The sequence below is a fragment of the Pseudomonas sp. genome (assembly GCF_033723075.1).
Lineage (GTDB): Bacteria > Pseudomonadota > Gammaproteobacteria > Pseudomonadales > Pseudomonadaceae > Aquipseudomonas.
In genome coordinates, this window is record NZ_JAWVXU010000002.1 from 327,530 (window position 1) to 346,732 (window position 19,203).

At 64.0% G+C, this 19,203-nt stretch carries 19 protein-coding genes; 10 read left to right on the plus strand and 9 right to left on the minus strand.

The features are described 5' to 3' along the window. Nucleotides 1-202 precede the first annotated feature (202 nt). The 10 genes from R3355_RS04050 (at nt 203) to R3355_RS04095 (ending at nt 12,312) form a co-directional block, all read left to right on the plus strand. Entirely contained in the window at nt 203-2,017 is a 1,815-nt protein-coding gene (locus tag R3355_RS04050; protein WP_318960156.1) for a sensor histidine kinase, read from the plus strand. Then, nucleotides 2,014-3,411 carry a sigma-54 dependent transcriptional regulator gene (locus tag R3355_RS04055; protein ID WP_318960157.1) on the plus strand — a complete coding sequence of 466 codons (1,398 nt, stop codon included), beginning with the start codon at nt 2,014-2,016 and terminating at the stop codon, nt 3,409-3,411. The genes R3355_RS04050 and R3355_RS04055 overlap by 4 nt, the downstream gene beginning before the upstream one ends. Before the next feature lie 339 nt (nt 3,412-3,750). Beyond that, complete coding sequence (dctP, locus tag R3355_RS04060; protein WP_318945834.1) at nt 3,751-4,740, plus strand: C4-dicarboxylate TRAP substrate-binding protein DctP; 990 nt, start codon at nt 3,751-3,753, stop codon at nt 4,738-4,740. A 138-nt stretch (nt 4,741-4,878) separates the two neighbouring features. Continuing rightward, nucleotides 4,879-5,511, plus strand: coding sequence for a TRAP transporter small permease (locus tag R3355_RS04065; protein WP_318960158.1), 633 nt, complete (start codon nt 4,879-4,881; stop codon nt 5,509-5,511). After that, nucleotides 5,508-6,791, plus strand: coding sequence for a C4-dicarboxylate TRAP transporter large permease protein DctM (gene dctM, locus R3355_RS04070; RefSeq protein ID WP_318945832.1), 1,284 nt, complete (start codon nt 5,508-5,510; stop codon nt 6,789-6,791). The genes R3355_RS04065 and dctM overlap by 4 nt, the downstream gene beginning before the upstream one ends. A gap of 321 nt (nt 6,792-7,112) precedes the next feature. Further along, the gene (gene arcD, locus R3355_RS04075) at nt 7,113-8,540 is read left to right on the plus strand and encodes an arginine-ornithine antiporter (RefSeq protein WP_318960159.1); all 1,428 of its coding nucleotides are present in this window, start codon (nt 7,113-7,115) and stop codon (nt 8,538-8,540) included. Between the two features lie 16 nt (nt 8,541-8,556). Then, a complete protein-coding gene (arcA, locus tag R3355_RS04080) occupies nt 8,557-9,807 on the plus strand; it encodes an arginine deiminase (RefSeq protein ID WP_318960160.1) in 1,251 nt (416 codons plus the stop codon). A gap of 58 nt (nt 9,808-9,865) precedes the next feature. Next, nucleotides 9,866-10,876 carry an ornithine carbamoyltransferase gene (locus tag R3355_RS04085; protein ID WP_318960161.1) on the plus strand — a complete coding sequence of 337 codons (1,011 nt, stop codon included), beginning with the start codon at nt 9,866-9,868 and terminating at the stop codon, nt 10,874-10,876. 120 nt (nt 10,877-10,996) lie between these two features. Further along, on the plus strand, nt 10,997-11,926 hold the full coding sequence (arcC, locus tag R3355_RS04090) for a carbamate kinase (RefSeq protein WP_318960162.1): 930 nt from the start codon (nt 10,997-10,999) through the stop codon (nt 11,924-11,926). 32 nt (nt 11,927-11,958) lie between these two features. Continuing rightward, nucleotides 11,959-12,312, plus strand: coding sequence for a DUF5064 family protein (locus R3355_RS04095; RefSeq protein ID WP_318960163.1), 354 nt, complete (start codon nt 11,959-11,961; stop codon nt 12,310-12,312). Between the two features lie 11 nt (nt 12,313-12,323). Here the strand turns inward: R3355_RS04095 and R3355_RS04100 are convergent, their stop codons facing one another. From R3355_RS04100 to atpD, 9 genes are read right to left on the minus strand one after another with little or no spacing between them, the layout of a single operon-like run. Next, nucleotides 12,324-13,208 (minus strand): F0F1 ATP synthase subunit gamma, encoded by an 885-nt coding sequence (locus R3355_RS04100; protein WP_318960164.1) that lies wholly within the window; start codon nt 13,206-13,208, stop codon nt 12,324-12,326. Further along, a complete protein-coding gene (locus R3355_RS04105; RefSeq protein WP_318960165.1) occupies nt 13,205-14,791 on the minus strand; it encodes an alternate F1F0 ATPase, F1 subunit alpha in 1,587 nt (528 codons plus the stop codon). Before R3355_RS04105 ends, R3355_RS04100 begins: the two co-directional genes overlap by 4 nt. Next, the gene (locus R3355_RS04110) at nt 14,788-15,567 is read right to left on the minus strand and encodes a F0F1 ATP synthase subunit delta (protein WP_318960166.1); all 780 of its coding nucleotides are present in this window, start codon (nt 15,565-15,567) and stop codon (nt 14,788-14,790) included. Before R3355_RS04110 ends, R3355_RS04105 begins: the two co-directional genes overlap by 4 nt. 4 nt (nt 15,568-15,571) lie before the next feature. Beyond that, nucleotides 15,572-15,853 (minus strand): F0F1 ATP synthase subunit C, encoded by a 282-nt coding sequence (locus R3355_RS04115; RefSeq protein ID WP_318945819.1) that lies wholly within the window; start codon nt 15,851-15,853, stop codon nt 15,572-15,574. A gap of 28 nt (nt 15,854-15,881) precedes the next feature. Further along, on the minus strand, nt 15,882-16,571 hold the full coding sequence (locus tag R3355_RS04120; protein WP_318945818.1) for a F0F1 ATP synthase subunit A: 690 nt from the start codon (nt 16,569-16,571) through the stop codon (nt 15,882-15,884). Then, nucleotides 16,561-16,881: an ATP synthase subunit I gene (locus R3355_RS04125; protein WP_318960167.1), complete on the minus strand. Its 321-nt coding sequence runs from the start codon at nt 16,879-16,881 to the stop codon at nt 16,561-16,563. Before R3355_RS04125 ends, R3355_RS04120 begins: the two co-directional genes overlap by 11 nt. Beyond that, nucleotides 16,868-17,221: an AtpZ/AtpI family protein gene (locus R3355_RS04130; protein ID WP_318960168.1), complete on the minus strand. Its 354-nt coding sequence runs from the start codon at nt 17,219-17,221 to the stop codon at nt 16,868-16,870. The genes R3355_RS04125 and R3355_RS04130 overlap by 14 nt, the downstream gene beginning before the upstream one ends. Before the next feature lie 21 nt (nt 17,222-17,242). Next, nucleotides 17,243-17,632 (minus strand): F0F1 ATP synthase subunit epsilon, encoded by a 390-nt coding sequence (locus R3355_RS04135; RefSeq protein ID WP_318960169.1) that lies wholly within the window; start codon nt 17,630-17,632, stop codon nt 17,243-17,245. Then, on the minus strand, nt 17,622-19,112 hold the full coding sequence (atpD, locus tag R3355_RS04140) for a F0F1 ATP synthase subunit beta (RefSeq protein WP_318960170.1): 1,491 nt from the start codon (nt 19,110-19,112) through the stop codon (nt 17,622-17,624). The genes R3355_RS04135 and atpD overlap by 11 nt, the downstream gene beginning before the upstream one ends. Between the last annotated feature and the right edge of the window lie 91 nt (nt 19,113-19,203).

Here is a 19,203-nt window from a genome sequence, read left to right on the forward strand (position 1 = left end):
CCTACGTCCTGCGAAGCTTGCGCATGAACATAGGATCTACTGCGACTCGCCAGGCTGACCAGCCAGGGTCATCAGCCGCATCACCCCCGATACCCGAGCGCGGCAGGCTGGTGTGTAGCCCACCCGGCACAAGCGCCACTGGCACATCCCTTGCTAAAGCTCGAAGATGCATACTATCTGCGACACCCAGGCACCTGATTCCATGACCGCGACCATCCGCACTCCCAAACGTCTCCGCTGGCGCAGCCTGGTGTTGCTTGCCCTGCTGCTGACCCCGCTGCTCTGGCCGCTGCAGCAGCTGGCCGGGCGTTATTACAGCGGCGTGCTGGACGAGCAGAACCGCCAGACCCTCGATCTCTACGTCGCCAACCTGCTGGGCACCCTGAACCGCTATGAGGTGCTGCCGCCGATCCTCGGCCAGCTGCCGACCCTGCGCCAGCTGTTGCAGCAGAGCGCCGATGGGCAACTGCGCGACCGGGCCAACCACCTGCTGGCCGATCTGCAGCAGCAGACCGGGGCCGATGTGATCTACCTGATGGCCCCCGACGGCAAGACCCTGGCCGCGTCCAACTGGGATCAGCAGGACAGCTTCGTCGAACGCAACTTCTCCTACCGCCCCTATTTCCGCGACGCCATGCAGGGCCGCCCCGGGCGCTTCTTCGGCCTCGGCACCACGTCCGGCAAGCGCGGCTACTTCTTCGCCGCCGCCGTGCGCGAGGGCGCGCAAATCCTTGGTGTGCTGGTGGTCAAGGTCGACCTCGACCACACCGAAACCCTGTGGGGCAATCGTCCCGAGCAGTTGCTGGTCACCGACAACTACGGCGTGGTGATCCTCACCTCCCAGGCCGAGTGGCGCTTCCATGCCACCCGCGAGCTGGACAATGCCGAACGCGTCGCGATCACCGCTACCCAGCCTTACCGCATCCAGTCGCCGCCGCCCCTGTACCTCGAGCCTGGGGCCTGGCTACGGCAGAGCCGCAGCCTCGACGATATCAACTGGACCGTGAGCATCCTGGCGCCGCGCCTGCTGCTCGATCGCCCCGTGCGCACCGCTGTGGCCATCGGCGGCGCGGCGCTGCTGGTGCTTATCCTGCTGCTCGGCCTGCTGATGCAACGCCGCCGGCATTACCTCGAACGCATCGCCCTGGATGCCCATGCGCGACAACGGCTGGAGCAGCGCGTGCAGGAGCGCACCCAGGATCTGGAGCTGCTCAACAGCCGCCTGAAGCAGGAAGTGCTGGAGCGCGAACACGCCCAGCAGGAGCTGGTCCGCGCCCAGGACGAACTGGTCCAGGCCGGCAAACTGTCGGCCCTGGGCACCATGAGTGCGAGCATCAGCCACGAGCTCAACCAGCCGCTGGCGGCGATCCGCAGCTATGCCGACAACGCCTGCGTGCTGCTCGACCACCAGCGCAGCGAAGACGCCCGCGCCAATCTCAAACTGATCAGCCAGATGACCGAACGCATGGCCTCGATCATTTCCCACCTGCGCGCCTTCGCCCGCCGTGACCGCCACGCCCCGGAAAGCGTGGCCCTGCAGCCAGCGCTCGACGACGCCCTGGCGCTGTTGGGCAAACGCCGCCGGGCCATGGAGGTCGAACTGATCCGTGACCTGCCGGACGCCACCCTCTGGGTCCAGGCCGGCGAAACCCGCCTGCGCCAGGTGCTCGGCAACCTGCTGGCCAATGCCCTAGATGCCCTGGGCGAGAAAGCACCGCCGCGACGCATCTGGCTCAGCGCCGAACGCAGCAGCGAGGGCGTCGACCTGCACCTGCGCGACAACGGCCCAGGCTTCACAGCCGAGGCCCTGCAACGCGCCCGCGAACCCTTCTTCACCACCAAGACCAGCGCCCAGGGCCTGGGTCTTGGCCTGGCGATTTGCGATACCCTGATCCGCGCCCTCGGCGGCGAACTGCTGCTGGCCAATCACCCCGACGGCGGCGCCCTGCTGACCCTGCGCCTGCGCGCCGCAGAACATGGCGTTAAAACCCAGTCGCCCGAGGACTATTGCCTATGACCACCCTCGACCCACGCACCCAGGTGCTGTTGATCGACGACGACCCGCACCTGCGCCAGGCCCTGAGCCAGACCCTCGACCTGGCCGGCCTGAAGGTCGTCAGCCTGGCCGACGCCCGCGGTGTCGCCGCGCGCATCGGCCGCGACTGGGCGGGCGTGGTGGTCAGCGATATCCGCATGCCGGGCATCGATGGCATGCAGTTGCTCGAACAGCTGCACGAGCAGGACCCGGACCTGCCGGTGCTGCTGATCACCGGCCATGGCGATGTCCCCCTGGCGGTGCAGGCGATGCGCACCGGTGCCTATGACTTTCTGGAAAAACCCTTCGCCAGCGAAGACCTGCTCGACAGCGTGCGCCGCGCCCTCGCCCTGCGCCGCCTGGTCCTGGATAACCGCTGCCTGCGCCTGGCCCTGGCCGACCGCCAGCAGTTGAGCGCACGTCTGGTCGGCCAGTCGCCGGCCATGGCGCGCCTGCGCGAGCAGATCGGCGCCCTGGCCAATATCAGCGCCGACGTGCTGATCCTCGGCGAAACCGGGGCCGGCAAGGAGGTGGTCGCCCGCGCCCTGCACGACCTGTCGAATCGCCGCGACGGTCCCTTCGTCGCCATCAACGCCGGCGCCCTGGCCGAGTCGGTGGTGGAAAGCGAACTGTTCGGCCACGAACCGGGCGCCTTCACCGGGGCGCAGAAACGCCGCATCGGCAAGTTCGAGTTCGCCAACGGCGGCACCCTGTTCCTCGATGAAATCGAGAGCATGAGCCTGGAGGTGCAGGTCAAGCTGCTGCGCCTGCTGCAGGAACGGGTGGTCGAGCGCCTCGGCGGCAACCAGTTGATCCCGCTGGATATCCGGGTGATCGCCGCGACCAAGGAAGACCTGCGCCAGGCCGCCGACCAGGGCCGCTTCCGCGCCGACCTGTATTACCGCCTGAACGTCGCCCCGCTGCGCATTCCGCCCCTGCGCGAACGTGGCGACGACATCCTCGCGCTGTTCCAGCACTTCGCCGAGGGCGCCAGCACCCGCCACGGCCTGCAGGTACGCGAACTGCAGCCGGGGCAACGCGCCATGCTCCTGCGCCACCCCTGGCCGGGCAATGTGCGCGAACTGCAGAATGCCGCGGAACGCTTCGCCATCGGTCTCGACCTGGGCCTGGATCTCGGCCTGGAGCTGAACCTGGATGGCCCGCAGAACGGCGTACCGCCCAGCGGCAACCTCGGCGAGCAGGTCGAAGCCTTCGAGCGCGCCATGATCGCCGCCGAACTGGGTCGCGGCCATGGCTCGCTGCGCAGCCTGGCCGAAGCCCTGGGCGTGCCACGCAAGACCCTGCACGATAAATTGCGCAAACATGGTCTGAGCGTCGCCGATGCTGGCGGAAGCTCGCCAGATGACCTCGATTGAATGGCGGATTCCCGCCATTTTCGCCCACCCCGGCGCGCCATAACCTGCAGCAGCGGCGTGTCGAACCGCTGACGGGAAGCTATCTGCTCGCCGCTCAAGCCAGTTCCCGCAAGGAGCCAGCGCCTTCTACCGGGGATTTTCCGCGACTGTTCGCGGCACCGGCCCGCAGTCTGGCATGGCGGTTGCTCTAGTCCCTGCAGGCGATCCAACAAGCACAAGTCCAGGCAATCGCTGCCCAGCGTCCGGCGTTTTTCGTCAGGCCGCCTAGACTTGCTCTTGTTCGCCCGTTTTCTGCGCTGCGGCGCTTGACGCGATAATCAAAACAAGAGGAAGCATTCCATGTTCAAACTGACTGCCAAGGCGCTGGCATGCGCCCTGTCGCTGAGCATCGCCGGTATGGCCCAAGCGGCCGATCCGATCGTGATCAAATTCTCCCACGTCGTTGCCGAGCATACCCCCAAGGGGCAAGGTGCGTTGCTGTTCAAGAAGCTCGCCGAAGAGCGTCTGGGCGACAAGGTCAAAGTCGAGGTCTACCCCAACTCCTCGCTGTTCGGCGACGGCAAGGAAATGGAAGCCCTGTTGCTCGGCGACGTGCAACTGATCGCCCCGTCCCTGGCCAAGTTCGAGCAGTACACCAAGCAGGTCCAGGTATTCGACCTGCCGTTCCTGTTCAAGGACATGGCGGCACTCGACCGTTTCCAGCAAAGCCCGGAAGGTCAGGCGCTGCTCAAGTCGATGGAAGACAAGAACATCACCGGCCTGGGTTACTGGCACAACGGCCTCAAGCAGCTGTCGGCGAACAAGGCGCTGCGTGAGCCGAAGGATGCCCGTGGCCTGAAGTTCCGCGTACAGGCTTCCGCCGTACTGGAAGAGCAGTTCAAGGCAGTGCGTGCCAACCCGCGCAAGATGAGCTTCGCCGAGGTCTACCAGGGCCTGCAGACCGGTGTGGTCAACGGTGCCGAGAACCCCTACTCGAACATCTACAGCCAGAAGATGCATGAAGTGCAGAAGTACATCACCGAATCCAACCACGGTGTGCTCGACTACATGCTGATCACCAACACCAAGTTCTGGAACGGCCTGCCGGAAGACGTACGCGGCGAGCTGGACAAGATCATCGTGGAAGTGACCGCCGAGGTGAACAAGAAGGCCAACGAGCTGAACGAAGGCGACAAGCAGCGCATCCTCGACGCCAAAACCACCGAAATCATCAACCTGACCCCTGAGCAGCGCGGCATGTGGCGCGACGCCATGAAGCCGGTATGGGCCAAGTTCGAAGGTGAAATCGGTGCCGACCTGATCAAGGCTGCAGACGCGGCCAACCAGTAGGGCGGGCTAGCCGCGTAGCGGCGTAGCCCGCCGACAGCGGCGACTGCAGCACCACCGGTCCCGCTGTCGGACGCTTGCGCCAGGGCATTGCTATAACAGGCTGCCCTGGCCCTCCCCCCACCACTGGAGATGTTATCGATGAACGCCTTTTGGCGCGTATGGAACCACTTCGAGGAAGCCTTTATCGCCTTCCTGCTGGGGACCATGACGCTTGTGACATTCGTCTACGTGATCCTCAACAACCTCTACACCCTGTTCTACAACTGGGCCGACCGCTGGGAAGGCGCCAGCGACAGCCTGTTCGCCATCGGCGACTTCATTCTCGGGCTGGCCCAGGACATGACCTGGAGCATCTCCCTGACCAAGGCGCTGTTCGCCTGGTTGATCTTCTTCGGCCTGGCCTACGGCGTGCGCACCGCCGGCCACATCGGGGTCGACGCCCTGGTCAAGCTCGCCGCCAAGCCGGTGCAACGGATCATCGGCCTGATCGCCTGCCTGTGCTGCCTGGGCTATGCCGGACTGATCGCGGTGGCCAGCTTCGACTGGATGAGCACCCTGTTCACCGCCAATATCGGTGCCGAAGACCTCGGTCATTACGGCATCAAGCAATGGCACATCACCATGATCGTGCCGTTCGGTTACACCATGGTATTCATCCGCTTCCTGGAAATCTTCGTGCGCATCCTGCGCAACCAGCAGACCGGTCTCGGCCTGGCCGACGAGGCCGCCGAAGCGATGAAGCTGACCGAGCACGAGGACCACAAGCAATGACCATCCTGTTCCTCTTCATCCTGCTGTTCGCGCTGATGTTCATCGGCGTGCCGGTTGCCGCCTCGCTCGGCCTGGCCGGCTCGGTCACCATCATGCTGTTCAGCCCCGACTCGGTGCGCTCGCTGGCGATCAAGCTGTTCGAGACCAGCGAGCACTACACCCTGCTGGCGATTCCGTTCTTCCTGCTGTCCGGCGCCTTCATGACCACCGGCGGCGTGGCCCAGCGCCTGATCGATTTCGCCAACGCCTGCGTCGGCCATATCCGAGGCGGCCTGGCGATCTCCGCGGTGATGGCCTGCATGCTGTTCGCCGCACTGTCCGGCTCCTCGCCGGCGACCGTGGCGGCAGTCGGCTCGATCGCCATCGCCGGCATGGTCCGTTCCGGTTACCCACAGGCCTTCGGCGCCGGCATCGTCTGCAACGCCGGCACCCTGGGCATCCTGATCCCGCCATCGATCGTTATGGTGGTGTACGCCGCGGCCACCGAGCAGTCGGTCGGCAAGCTGTTCATGGCCGGCGTGGTACCGGGCCTGATGCTCGGCGTGGCGCTGATGGTGGCGATCTACATAGTCGCGCGCAAGATGGACCTGCCGTCCCTGCCGCGCGCCAGCTTCGGCGAACTGCTGAGAACCGCGCGCAAGGCGATCTGGGGTCTGCTGCTGATGGTGATTATCCTCGGCGGCATTTACTCCGGCATGTTCACCCCGACCGAAGCGGCTGCGGTGGCGGCAGTCTATGCCGGCTTCGTCGCCCTGTTCGTGTACAAGGACATGACCGTTAGCGAGTGTCCCAAGGTGCTGCTGGAGTCCGGCAAGCTGACCATCATGCTGATGTTCATCATCGCCAACGCCATGCTCTTCGCCCACGTACTGACCACCGAGCAGATCCCCCAGACGATCACCGCCATTGTGGTCGAGATGGGCCTGCAGCCATGGCAGTTCCTGCTGGTGGTGAACATCGTGTTGCTGGTGGCCGGCGCCTTTATGGAGCCTTCGGCGATCATTCTGATCCTCGCACCGATCCTGTTTCCGATCGCCGTGCAGCTGGGCATCGACCCGATCCATCTGGGCATCATCATGGTGGTGAACATGGAGATCGGTCTGATCACCCCACCGGTGGGGCTCAACCTGTTCGTCACCTCGGCGGTCACCGGCATGCCGCTGACCGCGGTGATCAAGGCCGCCTGGCCCTGGCTGATGCTGCTGCTCGGCTTCCTGATGGTGATCACCTACATCCCGGCCGTGTCCATGGCCCTGCCGAACTGGCTGGGGATGAGCTGACCGCAACTGTTTGAAGTACTCCGTGTACCTTCAGCCCGGCCTCAGTGCCGGGCTTTTTTTGGCCGCTATCCCGGCTACATGCGGCATGAGGGCAGTATTTTTGCAGCAGTGAATTTATCGACGAAACCCGGTCTAAACACAGACGACATCCGCGGTTGAAGCCGTTTCCACAGACTGCGCTCAGAGTCACCACCTACCCCGGACATCGTCCGGACAAAGCCGGCAGCGGCTGACAACCTCGCCTACTCTTGATCCGAATCAGTACCACCCGAGGCCCGCCATGGATCAATGGTGATTGCCATACCCTCAAGGAGATTCACCATGTCCCAGGCTTCCACAAAACTCCGGTTGGCCGCACTGGTTGCACTGGTGGTGGGTTCGATGGTCGGCGGGGGGATCTTTTCGCTGCCACAAAACATGGCGGCCAGCGCCAGCGCCGGGGCCATCCTGATCGGCTGGGCCATCACCGCCGTGGGTATGCTGACCCTGGCCTTCGTCTTCCAGAGCCTGGCCGTGCGCAAACCGGAGTTGGATGCCGGTGTCTACGCCTACGCCAAGGCCGGTTTCGGCGACTACATGGGCTTCTCCTCGGCCTGGGGCTACTGGATCAGCGCCTGGATCGGCAACGTCAGCTACTTCGTCCTGCTATTCAGCACCCTCGGCTACTTCTTCCCGATCTTTGGTGAAGGCAATACCTTGCCCGCCATCATCGGCGCCTCGCTGCTGCTCTGGGCCGTGCATTTTCTGGTGCTGCGCGGCATCCGCGAGGCGGCCTTCATCAACCTGGTGACCACCGTTGCCAAGATCGTGCCGTTGCTGCTGTTTGTCGTCATCACCGCCATCGCCTTCAAGCTCGAGGTGTTCACCGCCGATTTCTGGGGACGGGGCAACCTGGAACTGGGCAGCGTGATGGACCAGGTGCGCAACATGATGCTGGTCACCGTCTGGGTGTTTATCGGCATCGAAGGGGCCAGCGTTTATTCGGCCCGCGCCGAGAACCGCGCCGATGTCGGCAGGGCCACGGTGATCGGTTTCGTCGGGGTCTTGCTGTTGCTGGTGATGGTCAACGTGTTGTCCATGGGCATCCTCAGCCAGGCCGAACTGGCCGGTTTGAAGAACCCCTCCATGGCCGGCGTGCTGCAACAGGTGGTCGGCCCCTGGGGCGCGGCGCTGATCGGCATCGGCCTGATCATCTCGCTGCTCGGCGCACTGCTGTCCTGGACCCTGCTGTGTGCGGAGATCCTGTTCGTCGGCGCACGCGATCACACCATGCCGAACTTCCTGAAAAAGGAAAACACCAAGCACGCGCCGGTCAACGCGCTGTGGCTGTCCAACGGCCTGATTCAGCTGTTTCTGATCATCACCCTGTTCAACGACGCCACCTACCTCAAGCTGCTGTACCTGGCCACTTCGATGATCCTGCTGCCGTATTTCTGGTCCGCCGCCTATGCGGTGCTGCTGGCGGTACGCGGCGAGACCTACGAGGACCAGCCCGGTGAGCGCCGCAAGGATCTGCTGATCGGCCTGATCGCGGTGATCTATGCGGTGTGGCTGGTGTATGCCGGCGGTGTGCAGTACATCCTGCTGTCGGCGCTGCTCTATGCACCGGGCGCGCTGTTCTTCGCCAAAGCCAGGCGTGAACAGGGCCAAGCTATTTTTACCCGCGTGGAACAGATGATCTTCCTGGCCGTGTTGATCGGTGCCGGCATTGCCGCCTATGGCCTCTATGCCGGTTTCCTCAGCCTCTAACAGAAGGACTCAAGACATGAGTACTGGAAAACTCGGGGTGTATTCCGAAGCCGGCAAGCTGCACAAGGTGCTGGTCTGCTCCCCCGGCCTGGCTCATCAGCGCCTGACTCCGAGCAACTGCAACGCGCTGTTGTTCGACGACGTGATCTGGGTCAATCAGGCCAAGCGCGACCACTTCGACTTCGTCACCAAGATGCGTGAACGCAATATCGAAGTGGTCGAGATGCATAACCTGCTCACCGAGGTGGTGCAAAACCCCGACGCACGGAAGTGGATTCTCGACCGCAAGACCTCGGTCAACCAGGTGGGGGTCGGTTTGCACGACGAACTGCGCAGCTGGCTGGAAGGCCAGGAACCGCGCAAGCTGGCCGAATACCTGATCGGTGGCGTCGCCGGCGCCGACCTGCTCGCTGGTGGTGGCAGCGAACTGGCCAAGATGTTCAGCGAGTTTCTCGGCGCCTCCAGCTTTATCCTGCCGCCGCTACCGAACACTCAGTTCACCCGGGACAACAGCTGCTGGATATACGGCGGGGTGGTGTTGAGCCCGATGTACTGGCCGGTGCGGCGTCAGGAAACCCTGCTGATGACGGCGATTTACAAATTTCACCCGGACTTTCTCAAGGCTGACTTCCAGTACTGGTATGGCGATCCGGATCTCGACCACGGCGCTGCCACCCTCGAAGGCGGCGACGTGATGCCGATCGGCAACGGCGTGGTCTTGCTCGGCATGGGTGAGCGCACCTCGCACCAGGCCATCGGTCAGTTGGCGCAATCACTGTTCAAGGCAGGCGTGGTGCAACGGGTGATAGTCGCCGGCCTGCCAAAGTCGCGGGCGGCCATGCACCTGGATACTGTATTCAGCTTTTGCGACCGCGACCTGGTGACCATCTTCCCATCGGTGGTCGAGCAGATCGTCGCCTTCAGCATCCGCCCGGATGAAAGCCGTCCCGGCGGTATGGATATCCGTCGCGAAGCAAAACCTTTCCTCGAGGTAGTGGCCGAATCGCTCAACCTGAAGAAGCTGCGTGCGGTACAAACCGGCGGTGACAGCTACGAGGCCGAGCGCGAGCAGTGGGACGACGGCAACAATGTGCTGGCCCTCGAACCGGGGGTGGTGATCGGCTACGACCGCAACACCTACACCAATACCCAATTGCGCAAGGCCGGGGTGGAAGTCATCACCATCGACGCCAGCGAACTGGGCCGCGGGCGCGGCGGTGGCCATTGCATGAGCTGCCCAATCGTCCGCGACCCTGTCGATTACTAATTACGCACGGCAGGCCTTACCCAGGCCTGCCGCGCCCATTTCTCAAAAGGAAATTGTCATGGCGTTCAATCTGCACAACCGCAACCTGCTCAGCCTGATGCATCACAGCCCCCAGGAACTGCGCTACCTGCTGGATCTGGCCCGCGATCTGAAACGCGCCAAGTACACCGGCACCGAGCAACAGCACCTCAAGCGCAAGAACATCGCCCTGATCTTCGAAAAGAGTTCGACCCGCACCCGCTGCGCCTTCGAGGTCGCGGCCCATGATCAGGGCGCCCATGTCACCCTGATCGAGCCGGGCTCTTCGCAGATCGGCCACAAGGAGAGCATGAAGGACACCGCCCGCGTGCTGGGGCGCATGTTCGACGCCATCGAGTACCGTGGTTTCGGCCAGGAAATAGTCGAGGAGCTGGCCAAGTACGCCGGCGTGCCGGTGTTCAACGGCCTGACTGCAGAATTTCACCCGACCCAGATGATTGCCGACGTGCTGACGATGCGCGAGCACAGCGACAAACCGCTGCATGACATCAGCTACGCCTACCTCGGCGATGCCCGCTATAACATGGGCAACTCGCTGCTGATGGTCGGCGCCAAGCTGGGCATGGACGTGCGCATCGGGGCGCCCAAGCAACTCTGGCCGGCAGCCGAGTTTATCGCCCAATGCCAAGCCTTCGCCGACGCAAGTGGCGGTCGTCTGACCCTCACCGAAGACCCCGGGGAAGCGGTCAAGGGCGTCGATTTCATCCACACCGATGTCTGGGTTTCCATGGGCGAACCCGCGGAGGTCTGGGACCAGCGCATCGCCCAGCTACTGCCCTACCAGGTGAATGCGCAGATGATGAAAGCCGCGGGCAATCCCCGGGTGAAATTCATGCATTGCCTGCCGGCCTTTCATAACAGCGAAACCGAAGTGGGCAAGGAGCTGGCCGAGCGCCACCCGAACCTGGCAAACGGCGTGGAAGTCACCGAAGAGGTGTTCGAGTCGCCGGCCAATATTGCCTTCGATCAGGCGGAAAATCGCATGCACACCATCAAGGCCATTCTGGTTTCGGCTTTGGCTGATATCTGACCGCTTACGCGCCCGCGTGGCTGTCGCTGAACGGCGCGGCAGGCTAACTGCCACGCCGCACGCTGCCAGCCAGTCGCGGGCAGGCAGGCAAAGGCCATCACCTTCCAGGGGACATGCACTATGCGTATCGTCGTTGCACTGGGCGGTAACGCCCTCCTTCGCCGTGGTGAACCCATGACGGCGGACAATCAACGGATCAATATCCGTATCGCCGCCGAACAGCTGGCCAAAATTGCCCCCGGCATCGAGTTGGTCGTGGCGCACGGCAATGGCCCCCAGGTCGGCCTACTGTCCTTGCAGGCCGCCGCTTACACCTCGCTCAACCCCTACCCGCTGGATGTGCTGGGCGCCGAAACCGAAGGCATGATCGGCTACATGATCGAACAGGAGCTGGGCAACCTGCTGCCCGTCGAGGTGCCTTTCGCCACCCTGCTGACCCAGGTGGAAGTCGACCCGGCCGACCCGGCCTTTCAACACCCGAGCAAGCCGATTGGCCCGGTCTACAGCAAGGCCGAGGCCGAGCGTCTGGCCGCCGAAAATGGTTGGAGCATCGCCGCCGATGGCGAGCGGTTTCGCCGCGTGGTCGCCAGCCCGCGGCCGACACGGATCTTCGAAATCCGCCCGATCAAGTGGCTGCTGGAGAAAGGCTGCATCGTTATCTGCGCCGGCGGTGGCGGTATCCCGACGCTGTACGGCACAGACGGCAAGCTCAAGGGCGTGGAAGCGGTGATCGACAAGGACCTCTGCTCGGCGCTGCTGGCCGAACAGCTGGAGAGCGATCTGCTGGTGATCGCCACCGATGTCAGCACGGTGTTTAGCGACTGGGGCCAGGCGACGCAACAATCCATCAGCGCCGCCCACCCGGACGAACTGGCCAAACTCGACTTTGCCGCCGGCTCCATGGGGCCTAAGGTCCAGGCCGCCTGCGAGTTCGCCCGCAATACCGGCAAGGTCGCGGTGATCGGTTCACTGGCGGATATTGAAGCCATCGTTCAAGGCAAGGCCGGCACCCGGATCAGCACAGCGCAACCGGGCATTGATTACCGCTGACATCCCATATCCATACTTACAGGAGCCTCGCCATGAGCGAACCCGGCCATCTGCATATCACCCGTGCGCCCTTGCAACCCAACGACTTCGGCTACGACATCAACGTCGAGTATCACGTGGTCAATGACCCCGCGACGGGCAAGGCCATGCACTTCAGCATGCACGGCGAAATCAACGGCACAGCCTTCACCGAGGAGTTCGAACTACCCCGGGACATGGCGTGCAACTTTGCCAGCAATTGCTTCCACCTTGCGCAGAAACACGGCCTACCGAAAACGGCGAATATCATTTCAATGCACCACAAATACGACGCCATGTTCGAAGACATCCGCCAACGCCTCGACCTCAAGTCCGGTGAGGCGGTGAAACCCGAACACCTGGAATAAGCGGGCAGAGCCTAGTGCGACGTCAGCGACTCGTACCCGGAGATCACCTCGAACAGCTCGGCATCGATGCTGCTCTGGCGCAGGCGGTTGAAGCGGCTGTGCAGCTGCGTCAGCAGCTCCTCGATATTCTTATCCGCCCGCTGCATCGCCGCCAGGCGGCTGGCGTTCTCGCTGGCCAGCGACTCGGCGCAGGCGCGAAACAGTGAAATGAACAGGTATTCGCGAATCAGCGCGCGCAGGGTCTGCTGGGCATCGTGGAGAATTTCCGGCAGTGCGGCACCGGGCCAGGGAATCTGCGCCAGGTTCTGCTGCCATTGCCGGTCCAGGGGCAACAGGCGCTGACAAACAGGTGCGTAGCTGATGCCGGCTTGCGGACGATTATGAAACACATAAAGGCGCGCCAGCTCACTGGTCACATGCGCTTCGCTGTCCAGCTGAATCTGCCCCACCAGCGGCGCAATACCCTTGACCGAACTGGGCACCCGGAACAACCCCTTGAGCGGCAGACCGGCCTGTTCCAGGCTGTCATGCACACGCTCGCCCACCGCCCAGACCTGCAGATCGCCGGGCATCTCGGCGAGGGTCTCGATAGCGAACGCGGCCACCTGCTCATTGAACTGGCCCACCAGCCCCTGGTCGGAGCCAAACACGATAGCGCCAATGGCGACCTTCGCTCCGGACCTGGGCTCGATGGCCCGGCGTGCCTGAGCCTCAGGTTGGCGCAGGCACAGGCTCAGGCCCAGTTCGACGCTGCGGTAGTACTCGGCCAGGGCCTGCACCGATTGTTCATATTGGCCGATGCTGGCACCGGCCAGGGCTTTCATCGAGCGCACCACCGACTGCAGGTCGGCGGCACTGGCGATGCTGCGACGCAGGCTGGCCGGGGTATCGCTCATGCTTCGCTCTCGGCGTGGCTAGCCGACTCGGCCGCTACCTGAGTGTCGGCGGTTTCGGCCTGAAAGGCCTGCAGTGCCTGGCGAGTGACCGCGATAATGGCCTCACGGTCGTCGTCGCGCAGCTTGCCCGCTGCCTGCAAGCGCTCACGCAGTTCCTCGGGCAAGTGCTCCGCCGCGGCGGCGACCGCCGCGCCAGCCGCGCGCATCTGTTTGAGAGCGATGTCGTCGAACAGCCCGCTGCTCAGGGCCAGCAACGTGGCGATCTGCGCCGGCACCGACACCGGGGCGAACTCCGCTTGTTTCAGACAGGCGCGAATCCGCCGGCCGTGCTCGATAACCAGCTGGGTGTCGGCATCCAGGCGCGCGCCGAAGCGGGCAAAGGTCTCCAGCTCTTCGAACTGCGCATAGGCCAGTTTCAGATCGCCCGCCACCGCGCGATACGCCGCCCGTTGCGCCTTGCCGCCGACCCGTGACACCGACTTGCCGACATCCACGGCGGGCAATACGCCCAGTTCGAACAACGCCGGCGACAGGTAGATCTGGCCATCGGTAATGGAAATCAGATTGGTCGGAATATAGGCGGAGATGTCCTGGGCTTCGGTCTCGATGATCGGTAGCGCGGTCAGCGAGCCAGCCCCGCGCGCCTCGCTCAGGTGGGTGGCACGCTCCAGCAGACGCGAATGGATATAGAAGATGTCGCCGGGAAACGCCTCGCGCCCCGGTGGCCGGCGCAGCAGCAGGGACAGCTCGCGGTAGGCGCGGGCATGCTGGGTCAGGTCGTCGTAGACGATCAGCACATCGCGTCCGGCCTCCATAAAGAACTCGGCGATGCTGGTCGCCGCATACGGCGCAACATAGGCCAGGCCGGGCGCCGCGTTGCCCTCGGCGACCACCACCACGGTGTAGGTTAACGCGCCTTTCTCGCGCAGGATCGCCACCGCCTTGGCCACCGCCGAGGCGCGCTGGCCGATGGCGCAATACACGCAGAGCACATTCTGATCGTGCTGGTTGAGAATGGTATCCAGGGCGATGGCGGTCTTGCCGGTCTGCCGATCGCCGAGAATCAGCTCGCGCTGGCCACGGCCGATGGGAATCAGCGCATCGATAACCTTGAGGCCGGTCTGCAGCGGCAGGCTGACCGGCGCCCGGTCCATGATCGGCGCCGCCGGCCGCTCGATCGGCAGCCGCGCGCTGCTGGCCAACGGCCCCAGACCATCCAGGGGCTGACCCAGGGGATCGATAACCCGCCCGAGCAGCGCCTCGCCTACTGCCACATCCATTACCCGACCGGTGCGTTCGACCGAATCGCCGGCCTGTAGATGGGCGTAATCGCCCAGCAGCACCACCCCTATTTCAGTTTCGTCGAGGTTGAAGACGATGCCGAATACGCCGCCGGGGAAACTCAGCAACTCCTCGAACCCGGCACCGGGCAGACCACTGACAGTGGCGATGCCGGTGGAGACCAGAGTGATGGTGCCCACCTCGCGCAGCCGCAGCTGGGGTTGGAAGGTTTGGCGAGTCTGGCCGATACCGTTCAGGGTGCGCTCGAGCACCTGCTGCAGACCTTCCAGCGGGGCAGTCATGCGTGGGCCGCGCTGATGGACTGGGCCTGCAGCAGCTCGTCTACCCCTTGCTCCAGCGCCTGCAGGTAGTCGCTGATGCTCCAGGCCAGGCGCTGGCCATTGCAGCTCAGCTCGATCCCGCCCAGCAACTCTGTCTTGCACTCGAAGCGCAGGGTAATATCGCCGGCAAAGCAGTGATTCAGCGCCTCTTGCAGCAGCCGGCGTTGCGCAGCCGGCAACTCAAAGGCGCTGCGCAGCAGCACCGGTTCGCTACCGAGCGCAATGGCCTCGGCCAGACGCTGCCGCGCCGACGCGTCGAGGCGTTGCAACTGCTCGATAAACGCCACGACCAGGCGTTCCTCCAGGCTGCTGCCGGCCAGGTCGGCCAGGGCCTTGCGGGCGATGGCGAACACCTCGTGCTGGACCCGCAGAGCGAGGGCCTGATTGAGCTTGTCGACGTCATTGCGCAGCGCCTCCTGGCGCTTGGCGCTCATGGCCTCGGCCGCTTGCCGCGCACTGTCCAGCAGGCGCTGGCGCTCAACCTGCACCTGCGCCACGGCCTCGCTGAGCAGGGTGGCGCGTTGCTCCTCGAAGGCCCGATTCTTATCTTCGAACTCGGCGCGCTCGCGTTGCGCCTCGGCCTTTTGCCCGGCGGCATCGGCCAGTTGCGCGGCGATCAGCTGCTCGCGGGCGGCGATGGCACGCAGGATCGGCTGGTACAGAAAGCGCTTCATCAACCAGACCAGCACGACGAAGTTGAGCGCCTGGGCCGCGACGGTAAACCAGTCGATCAGCATGGCGTCACTGACCCGCCGCTTGGGCGATGGCCGCGTTCCAGAAGGGGTTGGCGAACAGCAGGATCATCGACACCACAAAGCAGTAAATGGCGGTGGATTCGATCATCGCCAGGCCGACAAACAGGGTGCGCGTGATAGTCGCCGAGGCATCCGGCTGCTGCGCCAGGGAGGTCAGGGCCGTGGCCACCGCGCGGCCTTCGGCCAGTGCCGGACCCATGGTGCCGAAACCGGTGGTAAGCCCGGCCATGACAATTGAAACCAGGGCAATCAGGGTCAAGCTGTCCATGGAAAATCCTTGCTGAAGTGGAAAAGGCTCAAGCCGGCGACTGTGGTCGTGGCTTGCGGGTTCGGGTGGCGGCGGCGATGTAGACCGCGGCGAGGATGCTGAAGATATACGCCTGGACCATGCCGGTAAGCAGGCCGAGCAAGGTCATGACGATGGGAAACAGAAACGGGGTAATCGCCAGCAGAATGCCGATGATCATCGCCCCGCTCATCATGTTGCCAAACAGCCGCACCGCCAGGGCCAGGGTCCGCGAAACCTCGCTGATCAAGTTGAACGGCAGCATGATCCAGGTCGGCTCGAGGTAGGTCTCCAGGTAGCCACGCAGGCCCTGATCACGGATGCCATACATGGGCACCGCCACCAGCACGCAGGCGGCCAGCGCTATGGTGGTGGAGAGCGAGCCGGTGGGTGGTTCGAAGCCCGGAATCACCGTGCCCAGGCTGGCCGCGGCGACGAACAGAAACAGCGTGCCGAGAAAGCCCAGGTAGCGCTGCGGCTGCGCCAGGCCAATTTCGCCAATCTGTTGCTCAATCCCGTTGACGATGATTTCCAGCAGGTTCTGCCAAGCCGAACGCTGGTGATCGCTGGAGAGTCGAGCGGTGATCAGCCGCGAGCCCAGCACCAGGACCAACATCAGCGCCCAGGTATAAACGATGGTGGCATTCAGTTTGAACAGACCGAATTGCCAGAAGATGATTTCATCCGGGCTAAGGTGCATGGCTGCCCTCCTCTGCGCAACGACCCGCCGGCATTGGCGCCGACCGAGTCAGCCGGGTCACCAGCAGGCGGGCCAGCAAGAAGCCCAGCAGGCAGGCCAGCAAGCGCCGCCAATCGTCACCGGCCACCCAGTAGAAGCCGGCCAGGGTCAGGCTCAGACGCAGCAGCAGGCTGGTGAAAAACCACAGCGCCGGACGGCTGGAGGCCAGCCCCCGGCGCAACGTCCACCACAGACCGGCGAAAAACAGCGCGCCGAGCACAGTGCCGGCCACTCCCGCCAGCGCTATGACGATGATCTCATTCGTGCTCATCGTGCTTATCCTCCTGTTCTTCGCGCATGGCGCGGTCTTCCTTGCTCACCCAATGCCAGGCATTGAAGCAGCCGAACACCAGTCCGGCCACCAGCAGCGCCAGGGTCCAGGAGCGCGAGCCCGGATAATGGCGATCCAGCCACAGGCCCAACGCCGCGCCCAGCAGCGTCGGCACCACCACCGACCAGCCGATCAGGCCCATCATGCCCAAGCCGAACCAGACACCCGGCGTGGCATTGCGCCGCGCCTTGAGTTTGCGCGCAGCCTTGAGCCCAACCTGCTCGGCAAGATCTGCCGGCGGCTTGCGCGGTGCTTCTGGCGGGTGGTTTTTTTCGCTCATTTTCTGGGTTATCGATCTGGGTCATTTGTCTTGAAAGGTCGCAAAGCGGCGCAAAAAACCACTTTCCAGCTTGGCCATCATGGAACGCACGCCCTGCTCATTTTCATCCAGGGTCAGAAATTCCTGCTCCACCGCCTCGCGCAACTGAGCGAGGTCGCTGCCACGCAGGGCCCGGCGCACGGAAATCAGCACCTGGGCCCCGGTCTTGACCAGCACCCCTTCATCCACCGCGACAAACACCTCGCCGTCGGCGGCGGTTTCGTAGATCAGAATGCCCGGCGTCAACGCCGCCACACAGTCGAGGCGCTGAGGCAGCAGGCCGAACGAGCCGCCCCGGGTCTCTGCCACCAGGCGCGACACGCCACTGACCTCGGCGAATATCTGGAACGGCAGCAACAACTTAAGATTCATGCTGGTCGCTGCCATGTTTCTCCTCCCTTGCTGCCCGCGCCCGTGGCGTGGCCGTTGCGCCACGCTGCTTGGCGTAGGCTTCATCGACCGCGCCGATCATATAGAGCGCACTTTCGGGAAGATCCTTGAACTCATCGGCGAGGATCCGCTCACAGCCGTCCAGGGCCTCTTCCAGGCTGACCAGCTTGCCGGTGAGGCCGGTGAACTGCTCGGTGGTGAAAAACGGCTGGGTCAGAAAGCGCTCCAGGCGCCGGGCCCTGGCCACCACATTGCGGTCTTCCTGGGACAACTGCTCGATGCCGAGCATGGCAATGATGTCTTTCAGCTGGGCGTATTGCGCCAGGGTACGGCGAATCGCCTGGGCCAGCAGATAGTGGCGCTCACCGACGATACCCGGGGTGGCCATCTTCGAGCTGGACTGCAGGGGGTCGATGGCCGGATACAGGCCTTCGCTGGCCCGTTTGCGCGACAGCACGATGGATGCCGAAAGGTGGCCGAAGGTGTGCACCGCGGCCGGGTCGGTAAAGTCATCGGCGGGCACATAGACCGCCTGAATCGAGGTAATGGCGCCCTTGTCGGTGTTGGCGATACGCTCTTCCAGGCCCGCCAGCTCGCTGCCCATGGTCGGCTGATAACCCAGGCGCGAGGGCATCTGCCCCATCAGCCCGGAGACCTCGGAGCCGGCTTGAATAAAGCGGAAGATATTGTCGATCAGCAGCAACACATCGCGGTGCTGGTCGTCGCGAAAATACTCGGCCATGGTCAAGGCCGCGTGGCCGATGCGAAAGCGCGCCCCGGGCGGCTCGTTCATCTGCCCGAACAGCATCACCATATTGGGCAATACACCGGCGGCTTTCATCTCGCGGTACAGCTCTTCGCCTTCGCGGGAGCGCTCGCCGATGCCGCAGAAGATGCTGACGCCCTCCTGATGGCCGACCATGTTGTGGATCATCTCCGTCAGCAGCACGGTCTTGCCCACCCCGGCACCACCAAACAGGCCGGCCTTGCCGCCCCGTTCCAGGGGCGCCAGCACATCGATGACCTTGATTCCGGTGACGAAGACTTCCGCATGGGTGGAGCGCTGGGTCAGGGCCGGCGGCGCCCGGTGCACGGAGCGCCACGCTATATCGCTGTCGCTCAAGGCCGGCTCGCGGTCGATGGTGTCACCGAACACGTTGAACATGCGCGACAGAATAGTCTTGCCCACCGGGGCCTTGAGCGGCCCTCCGGTGTTTTCTACGCACATCCCTCGGGCCAGGCCCTGGGTCGGCGTCAGAGCAATCCCGCGGACATGCCGGGCATCGCGCTGCACCAGCACTTCAATAACGATCTGCCCGGTCGGCCCGGTGCGCAGCAGCGAGTAGATGGGTGGCAACCCGGCAGCAAAGCGCATATCCACTACGCTGCCACGCACGGCCACCACCACGCCCGTCTGCGCGTCAAGGGCGTTGGCATCAGGCTCTAAAGGCGCGCTGCTCATGGATTTAACTCGGTGAGGCTAGAGGAAAAGCGTGCTCGACCATAGCACAGTAGCCACTACCTCCCGCGCCTGCGCCCATCAGGCGCAGGCG